Origin of the sequence: Collimonas sp. (genome assembly GCF_044339385.1) — a bacterium.
Classification (GTDB): Bacteria; Pseudomonadota; Gammaproteobacteria; order Burkholderiales; family Burkholderiaceae_D; genus Collimonas.
The window spans coordinates 1-9,240 of sequence record NZ_JBIIVN010000108.1; the positions used below are offsets into that span (position 1 = coordinate 1).

Here is a 9,240-nt window from a genome sequence, read left to right on the forward strand (position 1 = left end):
TTCGGCAAGATCAGTTTCAGGTAGTGCGAATTGCGAAATCGACGCCGATCTCGCGCCAGAACTCCTGCTCCTTAGCCATCCAATAGCTGGCTGTCGGATGGTCTTCGATCCAGTCGCGCTTGATGTCGAGCTCGATCTTGCTCTTCATTTTCAAGCGCAATTCGTCAAGATCGACCTCAATGCGCGAGTGCAGGAACATGACCGCCAAACGCAACGCCAGAACTGCCTTGGCAAAATCGGGCTCCAGCAATGCGTCGCTGATTTTGCGCAGATTCCCCTTCTGCCCAAGGATGAGTATGCTCATCACGTGCTGTTCACGCGTCGTAAATCCGGACAGATCGGCGTTTTCAATCAGGTAGGCCGCGTGCTTGTGGTAACCGCTTTGCGATACCACCAAGCCTACCTCATGCAACAATGCACCCCAATGAAGATATTGGCTCAGCATATCGTTGTTTGGCTTGAGCATCTCGAACAGGGAAGTTGCCGCTTCAGCAACGCGGCTGGCGCGCAACTGATCAACGTGAAAACGTTGAGAGAAATCATGCACCGACTGGTCGCGCCGATCCAGGCGCGTTCCGCGTAACTGCAAATCCCACATCACACCCATCCGCAAGCCCGCCTCGATAGGCTGAATAACTTCAATGCCAAGTTCTTGCATCAGTCCGATAAGCACTGCCAAGCCGCCCACCATCACGGCGGCACGCTCAGGCTTCATGCCCAGCAAATCAATGCGGCTGACATGACCGAATTCGACAAAACAATTTTTCAGTGCTTCCAGACTGGTGTAGGAAAGACGGTGGTCGCCCAAACCGTTTTTTTCGATAGTTTCGGCGATCGCCCGAATGGTCCCGGATGAACCATATGCATGGCTCCAGTTCTGCGGCCGGTAAGGTGGCGCCGCATCTTCAAAATGACTGCGTGCCGACAGCACCGCGGCATCATACGCGGCCGCGCTAATCTGGCCATCGGCAAAGAAAGCCAAGCTCTGATTGACGGTGCCGATACCGAACGATTCGACCCGCTCGATCTGCTGCCCGCGCCCCAGGATCAGTTCGGTGGAACCGCCGCCGATGTCGAGCACCAGCCGTTTTTCATTTGGCAGGCGCAGCATACTGGCAACCCCCATATAGATCAGGCGCCCCTCCTCCTCGCCCGAAATGATTTCAATCGGATAACCGATTGCCTGCCCGGCGATCGGCAGGAATTCGGCGGCATTTTTGGCGACGCGCAAGGTATTGGTTGCGACCACGCGCACCGCCTCTAATTGATAGTCTGCCAGGATGCTACGAAAGCGCGAGAGTGAATCCAACGCGACTTGCATGGCCTGCTCGGTCAGATAGCCTTTGCTGTCGAGGCCGGCGGCCAGTCGAATCGGGTCGCGCGCGCTCTTGATGACGCGAATCGCATCGCCATTGTACTTGCCGATATGCAAACGGAAACTGTTGGACCCCAAATCCACTGCTGCAAACATTGCTTACCTTTATGCAAAAGAACGTTCGACAAAAAACACTTCTATGATGCCCCTTACAAGAGGCTAGTTGCGACAATAAAGATTGATTATTACGATTTGATGACAAATTCAGGCGAGCTCCGGATCGGTCGCTCCAGAGTAGGCGAAGCCAAATTTTATCGTATCGGCATGACAATGTACTGCACGATGCGTTACCCCACAAGCGCAATCGGCGTTCGCCAGAAGTCAACCGTTATTCACGGGCGTGCGCCAGAATGCCTGCACGACATCGAGCTCTCGCGTCCTTTTGAAAGGCGGCAAGCTCTGCCAGATACGCCGACCATACCCCTTCGATATCAGGCGTGGATCGCAAATCATCAACACGCCGCGATCGGTTTCATCACGAATCAGACGACCGGCGCCCTGCTTCAGGTTGATGATAGCCGCCGGTAACTGATGATGCATGAAACCGTTCATGCCTTTCGCCTCCAGAGCATCGATGCGCGCCGCTAATACGGGATCATCCGGCGGCGAAAACGGTAATTTGTCGATGATCACCAACGATAACGCCTCACCGCGCACATCGACCCCTTCCCAAAAACTCTGGCTACCGATTAATACAGCATTGCCGGCGGCGCGGAAACGGTCGAGTAGTTCGGTGCGACCGGCCTCACCCTGCACCAGCAGGAGAAAATTCAGATGGCGCGCCTCGAATTCGGCGCGCAGCCTTTCAGCGGCGCGATTGACAGCACGAATCGTGGTACACAGCAGGAAAGCGCGACCGCCGGAAGCCTCGATCACGGGCAGCGCGGCGTCGATAACAGCATCGGTATAGTCCGGCGAATTCGGTTGCGGCAGGTGCTGCGGCACGTACAACAGACCTTGCTGACCATAATCAAAGGGACTGGGCCAGGATTGCGCAGGCTCGTCCCACAAGCCCATCTGCGCAGCGTAATGCTGAAAATCATTCTTCACCGCCAGCGTTGCCGAAGTGAATATCCACGACCTGGCAACACCTTCGCGCTGCTTATTGAAGATCGGTGCAATCGACAACGGCGTCTGGTGCAGCTGCAACGAGGAGGAAAACGCCTCCACCCACAGCACACTCCCCTCGTCGTCAGGTTCGGCGCCCTTGGCTTTCTTTGGCGTCTTGACACTGCCAGCCGATGCACTGCTCCAGGCGTCCAGCTGATAGCCCAACTCGACTGCGCGAGTGCGGCATTGTTCAATGGTTTCAGCCCGTTCGGCCTGCTTTTCAAGCACCGCAATCATGCCGTGCAGCTGTTCGCGCATGGTCTCCAGCGCCGGAAAGAACACACTTGATGGGGCGATCTGGTTGACCGCCAGCCGCACCACATCTTGCGGAAACGCCAGCCGCAGATCGCGCGCCGCTTTCTCGACCGGCAATACCACTTGTGCCCAGTCAGCACCGTCGCGCGCATGCGACAGACCTTCCGCCAGCACATCCCTGCACAATTCCAGAATTTGCGACGTCGACACGGTATTACCGAAGAATAGCGTCGCCACTTCCGGCAATTGGTGTGCCTCGTCAAAAATAATCGTGTTGGCAGACGGCAGCAACTCCGCCACGCCGCTGTCTTTCAACGCCACGTCGGCAAAGAAAAGATGGTGGTTGACCACCACTACATCGGCCTGCTGCGCCTCTTTGCGCGCCTTCATGACAAAACAGTCCTGATAATACTGACATTCTGCGCCCATGCAGGTATCGCGGGTAGAGGTCACCAGATTCCAGATCAGCGCAGTTTCGGGCACCTTTGACAACTCGGCCTTGTCGCCGGACGAGGTCGTCTTCATGAAGCGCGAGATTTCCCGGAGGTAGCCGACATCCTCGCGCGAGGTCATACGGCCATTCTGTAAGGTGCGTTCCAGATGAAAATGGCAAACGTAGTTGGCGCGGCCTTTCAGTAGCGCCACCGACACCGGCGCACTCAAGGCTTTGCGCACAGTCGGGATATCGCGCAAATACAATTGATCCTGTAGATTTTTGGTGCCGGTCGAGACAATCACCTTACCGCCCCACAGTAGTGCCGGAACCAGGTAGGCGAAAGTCTTGCCGGTGCCGGTGCCAGCTTCGGCGATCAAAGTACGCTGCTGATCAATCGCATTAGCGATTGCTTTGGCCATTTCAGTTTGCGCCTGACGCGGACGAAAGCCGCCAACCGCCTGCCCCAGCGGGCCGGAACTGGCAAACAAGCGATCGACATCGTCGTCGTGGATACCGCTTACAACGGCGACTGCGTCACTGCTTACGCCTTCGATGGGCGCGGGGGATGTGTCTTCGATCAAGGTAACTTACTGAGAACGGCTGATGAGGGTTATATCTTATCAGCCTGAGTGCGGGCTATCAGGCAGGGATATCAGGAATTAATTGCATTTTTAACAGCGTTATCTGATCCTTAAGTTGCAGTTTCCGCTTCTTCAAGCGGCGCAATTGCAGTTCTTCATGCAAGACCTGATTCGTCATGGTATGAATGGTGGCATCGAGGTCGCGATGCTCGACTTCGAGTTCTATAATGCGCCGAAGGATTTCTTCCCGGTCAATGATGGTCATATTCTGGCGCTGGAAAAAGTTGACACATAGAAATGCGTTGAAATAATACGTGCGTATAATAATTCCTGATTCGCCTGGCGCATTTACGCAAAACAATGACTTTGAGCAAATAAGGTTGAATTGTCAACGAATTGATCGCTAGCGGATGCGCAACAAGCAAATATGGAATTTCCTAGAACAGGATGCAGTTTAATCTACCCAGACGAATGAGCCAATACAAGATCGAAGCAGGAACAGGCCAGCATATCGGCGACCGAAAAGAACAACAAGACCGTGTGGCATTGTTTACCGCGCCCAAGGCACCGGGCTACGTGATGGCGGTGCTGGCCGACGGCATGGGCGGCCGCAGTGGCGGCGCACTGGCTGCCGAGCAGGTGATTTGCACTGCCAAACAGATTTTCGAAGGCTTTTCGCCGCTGGCCGACAACGTTGAAGAAATGCTGCATAACATTGCGCTTGAGACGCATACCGTGATCAAGCTGAGCGGCTTTTCCAACGACAAAGACCCGCATACGACCATGGTGATACTTGTCCTTGCGCCCGACGGCACTGCCACCTGGGGTCATGTCGGCGATTCACGCCTGTACCGCTTCGATGGCCCCAATTTTGCGGAGCACACGATCGATCACTCGTACGTGGAGAAGCTGGTCAGCGAAGGCAAGCTTTCGCGCACCCAAGCCAAATCGCACAATCTGTCGAATATCCTGCTCAATGCGCTGGGATCGAGCGCCAACATCCCGCAAGTCACCATCAACCGCCATACCGGTCTGAAAGCAGGCGACGCCTTTCTACTTTGTTCGGATGGGCTCTGGCATTACTTTACTGAGGACGAACTAGGCGCAGCGATCGCCATGAACAAGCCGCGCGATGCTGCTGAAATGCTGATTACCAAAACACGCAAGCGCTCCGAAGGGCATACTGCCGACAACTGCACTTTTGCAATCATCAAGCTGGTGGCGCCGCCCAAAGAAGCGTCAAACTATACAGTCAAAAAGATGCGCCGGGCAGTATAGAGCGTGCGGCGAGCCACATTGCTTTACGGCGCTGACACTGATGGCGGTGTCGGTGTCGGTGTCGGTGTCGGTGTCGGCGCCAAGTTTGCCGGGGCCGAAGCGGTGGCAGCCTTCTTGGCCGCCAGTTCCTTGGCCTTTTCAGCCTTGTTAGCAGCGACTTGGCGCTGACGCTCTGCCGACTCTCGTGCTTTTCTGTTAAAAGCCGCGACATTATCGGCGCGCTCCTGCGCTTTTGCAGCCTCGTCCTGTTGCGCTTTTTTCAGGCGGGCGCCATGATCGGCGATGCGTTTATCAGCCTCACCGGCGTGCTGTGCAGTCTTGGCCGCGACTTCCTTTTCTTTTGCCGCGCTTTGCCGCAGCTTATCGGCATTAGACAGCTCCTTTTCCTTCCGGTCTTGTGCCTTCTGTGCGGCTTCAGCGGGCAGGCCGGCTTCATGTATTACGAGCGCACGGTCTCGTTCATCGGCACGCTCACGACGTAAAAAGGCGTTGGCAGCAATATCGATTGGACGAATCGCCTTCATCGCCAATCGACGCTGCTCCCTGGCTATATCCAAGCAATGATTCACGAAGAACTTTTGATAACAGGCGCGCCGTTGCTCAAGATCGCGCGCTTCGACCTCAGCCCTGGCAGTGGCCGCATCGGCAACGGCTTTATTTGCAGTCTCCACCGTCGTCAGCGACTCCAGCGGATAGCGCGTGGTGAGTTCCGTAGCCGGCTCGGCAACCGGCTTCAATGAAGCCACCGTATCCGCCGCCGCCGCGGCACCAGACCAAGTCAACAGTGCGACGGTCATGCCTAGCGCGGCACCCCGCTGCAGGCGCATGGTGGCACTCGACGGCGACAGAGTAGCCAAAATCAAAGAGGCGAATTCCACGTGATCCTATCCATTTCTCAACATTATTCAGGGTGCCCGGCAACGGCATCGGTCTAGACGATCGAATCGGCCTCGGAGCGCCGCTCTGCATCCATATATTCGCGCGACTGCATCTCCACAATACGCGATACGGTGCGATGGAACTCATTGGCCAGCATACCCTGGGTGTATAGCTCCTCCGGCGGCAGCGCAGCCGACATGATCAATTTGATCTTGTGATCATAGAACACATCGATCAGCCAGGTGAAGCGGCGCGCCTCGGAAGACATCGCTGCCGACATCTGTGGGATACCGGACAATATCACCGTATGGAAGCGGCTGGCAATTTCAAGATAATCGTTCTGCGAGCGCGGCCCGCCACACAGAGTATTGAAATCGAACCAGATAACCCCGCCGGCTCGGCGCAAGGACTTGATTTTACGCGCTTCAATGTCGATGATAGGATCTTCATCGGCAGTTTCCGCCACACCCGCAAAAGCATGACGCAACGCCCGATCGGTATCCCCATTAAGCGGCGTATGATAGGTCTGGACTTGCTCCAGCGCCCGCTTGCGATAATCGATGCCAGCATCAATATTCATGACGTCCAGGTTGTCTTGCAGCAGCTTGATGGTGGGTAGCATACGATCGCGGTGCAAGCCATCCGGATACAAGGTGCTCGGCTCGTAGTTCGATGTCATGACAAACGACACGCCATTGTCGAACATCGCCTTGAGCAGGTTATAGAGACTCATGGCATCGGCAATATCGGAGACATGGAATTCATCGAAACAAATCAGCCGATATTTCTTCGCCACCCGCTTCGCCACCTCATCCAACGGATCGGCGACCCCTTTGAGCTCGTCCATTTGACGATGCACGGCGCGCATGAATTCATGAAAATGCAGGCGCGTTTTGCGCACTACAGGCACCACGGAATAAAAGCTATCCATCAAGAATGACTTGCCGCGCCCGACGCCGCCCCACATATACACGCCGCGCGGTACATCAGGGCGATTAATCAGGCGTTTAAATGAATTGGAACGCTGCGCCTTGTATGCAACCCATTCGTCATAAGACCGTTGCAAGCGCTCGACGGCGCGTAGTTGCGCTGCATCGGCCTGAAAGCCGCGTTGTGTCAGTGCCTGTTCATAAAATTCTAAAACGTTCATTGTTTTTTCAATTCTTGATGGAAGGCCAACACCAATGCTGCGACCGATAAAATTGATAGAATTCTAACAGATCAACAACTCCGATCCGCCATGTCCACCACCGGTTGCCGACCCGCGGGTGAAACAAAAATGGGCGCGCTTGCGCTCGCCCACATCAATTCAGAACGACAACGGATTCGACTACGAAGGCCCCATCTCTATGAGCACACGACTCGGATAGGCCTTGTCCTTGCCGCTGAAAGTCAGCGGCAGATTGATGCCAAGTCCGGCTGCAGTGCCGCCGATCCCGCCGCTGCCACCGGCTGCGCCCATCCCAACACTCGGGGAATTGAGCCCCGGAGGGGCGCGATAAACCACTTCGGCAGTGCGATAGCCGGGCTTATTGCACACCACATGCAAGTCGCCATCGGCCTCTACAATCAAAACATCGCCGGGGGTGACGACATCCCAACGGCTGCTATCGGTCTTGACGACACAGCGGGCACCGGCCAGTTGCCGGTTAGCGGAAGTCGCCTCGATCAACACGTGACCGTTATCCGATGCCGTCGTTGCGCAGCCGGACAACACCACTCCCAGCGACAGGATCAGATAACGCATGTTGTTTCTCCCTTAGAAATTCAGGGACCGCTTGTCCGCCGCCAGTGCCGCTCCCTTCGTCGCTTCCGACAAGGATGGGTGGGCATGACAGATACGGGCAATATCTTCCGCAGAGGCGCGGAATTCCATTGCCACCACGGCTTCTGAAATCAGTTCTGAGGCCATTGGCCCAACAATGTGAACACCCAGAATTTCGTCGGTCTTGGCATCTGCCAGGAATTTGACCATACCCGAGGTGTCACCCAAGGCACGCGCCCGACCGTTGGCCAGGAACGGAAAAGTGCCAGCCTTGTATACTACTCCATCGGCCTTCAGTTGTTGTTCTGTCTTGCCGACCCAAGCGATTTCCGGCGAAGTATAGATAACCCACGGAATCGTGTTGAAGTTGACATGGCCATGCTGCCCGGCAATGCGCTCAGCAACGGCAACGCCCTCTTCCTCTGCCTTATGCGCCAGCATCGGGCCGCGCACCACATCGCCAACTGCCCAGACGTTCGGCAGATTGGTTTTGCAATCGCCATCGACAGCAATGAAACCACGCTCGTCGAGTTGCAGGCCAACACCCTCGGCATTCAGGCCGATAGTATTCGGACTACGGCCAATCGATATGATCAGCTTGTCGAACACGGCTTTCTGCGCCGCACCGGCAGCATCGACATATTCAAGGGCGACCTCATTTTCACCGGTGGTGATAGCGCCGATCTTTACGCCCAGGCTAATTTTCAGGCCTTGCTTGGCGAACAGCTTGCTGGCTTCCTTGGCGATCTGTTCATCGACCGCACCCAGGAATGTCGGCAATGCTTCCAGTACGCTGACGTCAGACCCCAGTCGGCGCCAGACGCTACCCATTTCGAGACCGATCACACCGGCGCCAATCACACCGAGTTTAGCCGGAACCGCGTCAATTGCCAGTGCACCGGTATTTGACAGGATCATTTTTTCATCGAAGGGAGTGCCTGGCAGTTCACGCGCATTGGAGCCAGTGGCCACGACGATGTGCTTGGCGCTGATGGTTTCTTCGGCGGCACCGGCAACCTTGATTTCATAGCCGTTGGCATCGCCCTTGACGAACGAACCGCGGCCATGGAAAAAGGTGACCTTGTTCTTCTTGAACAGGTACAGAATTCCTTCGTTATTCTGTTTGACAACGCCATCCTTGCGCGCCAGCATCTGCCCCAGGTTCAGCTCCAGGCCCTTAACATTGATACCGTGCTCGGCGAACGCATGGCCTGCGTGCTCATAGTGCTCAGACGACTGCAACAGCGCCTTGGACGGAATGCAACCAACGTTGGTACAGGTGCCACCAGGCGCTGGACCGTTCTTGGCATTTTTCCACTCATCAATACATGCAGTATTAAAACCCAACTGCGCGGCGCGAATTGCTGCGATATAGCCGCCGGGACCGCCACCGATCACCACGACATCAAATTGCTTGCTCATTTCCATCCTTCGAGTTATTGCCTGACCAATATATGCCAGCTTATTAAAGTGGACCCATCTGTCCAGACAAATATCTGCATAGTTTAAGAAGCACTTCCTGCCTCCAATACAGCTGCGCGGCGCTGTCCCGGTTTTTCTG

General features: G+C 55.6%; 8 protein-coding genes. 1 reads left to right on the forward strand and 7 read right to left on the reverse strand.

Annotated features, from left to right (window positions below):
- Nucleotides 1–16: 16 nt before the first annotated feature.
- From ACIQ0R_RS08755 to ACIQ0R_RS08765, 3 genes are all read right to left on the reverse strand, one after another.
- A complete protein-coding gene (locus ACIQ0R_RS08755; protein WP_395826259.1) occupies nt 17–1,471 on the reverse strand; it encodes a Ppx/GppA family phosphatase in 1,455 nt (484 codons plus the stop codon).
- A 225-nt stretch (nt 1,472–1,696) separates the two neighbouring features.
- Nucleotides 1,697–3,757, reverse strand: a complete 2,061-nt coding sequence (locus ACIQ0R_RS08760) for an ATP-dependent DNA helicase (protein WP_395826261.1) — start codon at nt 3,755–3,757, stop codon at nt 1,697–1,699.
- Between the two features lie 58 nt (nt 3,758–3,815).
- A complete protein-coding gene (locus ACIQ0R_RS08765; RefSeq protein ID WP_395826263.1) occupies nt 3,816–4,022 on the reverse strand; it encodes a YdcH family protein in 207 nt (68 codons plus the stop codon).
- A 206-nt stretch (nt 4,023–4,228) separates the two neighbouring features.
- Between ACIQ0R_RS08765 and ACIQ0R_RS08770 the strand changes: the two genes are divergently transcribed.
- Nucleotides 4,229–5,035 (forward strand): PP2C family protein-serine/threonine phosphatase, encoded by an 807-nt coding sequence (locus ACIQ0R_RS08770; protein WP_395826265.1) that lies wholly within the window; start codon nt 4,229–4,231, stop codon nt 5,033–5,035.
- Nucleotides 5,036–5,058: 23 nt separating this feature from the next.
- On the opposite strand, the gene ACIQ0R_RS08775 is transcribed toward ACIQ0R_RS08770, so the two are convergent.
- From ACIQ0R_RS08775 to lpdA, 4 genes are all read right to left on the reverse strand, one after another.
- A complete protein-coding gene (locus ACIQ0R_RS08775; RefSeq protein WP_395826267.1) occupies nt 5,059–5,913 on the reverse strand; it encodes a hypothetical protein in 855 nt (284 codons plus the stop codon).
- Nucleotides 5,914–5,966: 53 nt separating this feature from the next.
- Complete coding sequence (zapE, locus tag ACIQ0R_RS08780; RefSeq protein WP_395826269.1) at nt 5,967–7,064, reverse strand: cell division protein ZapE; 1,098 nt, start codon at nt 7,062–7,064, stop codon at nt 5,967–5,969.
- A gap of 180 nt (nt 7,065–7,244) precedes the next feature.
- Nucleotides 7,245–7,661: a hypothetical protein gene (locus ACIQ0R_RS08785; protein ID WP_395826271.1), complete on the reverse strand. Its 417-nt coding sequence runs from the start codon at nt 7,659–7,661 to the stop codon at nt 7,245–7,247.
- Between the two features lie 12 nt (nt 7,662–7,673).
- Nucleotides 7,674–9,101, reverse strand: coding sequence for a dihydrolipoyl dehydrogenase (gene lpdA / locus ACIQ0R_RS08790; RefSeq protein WP_395826273.1), 1,428 nt, complete (start codon nt 9,099–9,101; stop codon nt 7,674–7,676).
- Nucleotides 9,102–9,240 lie beyond the last annotated feature (139 nt).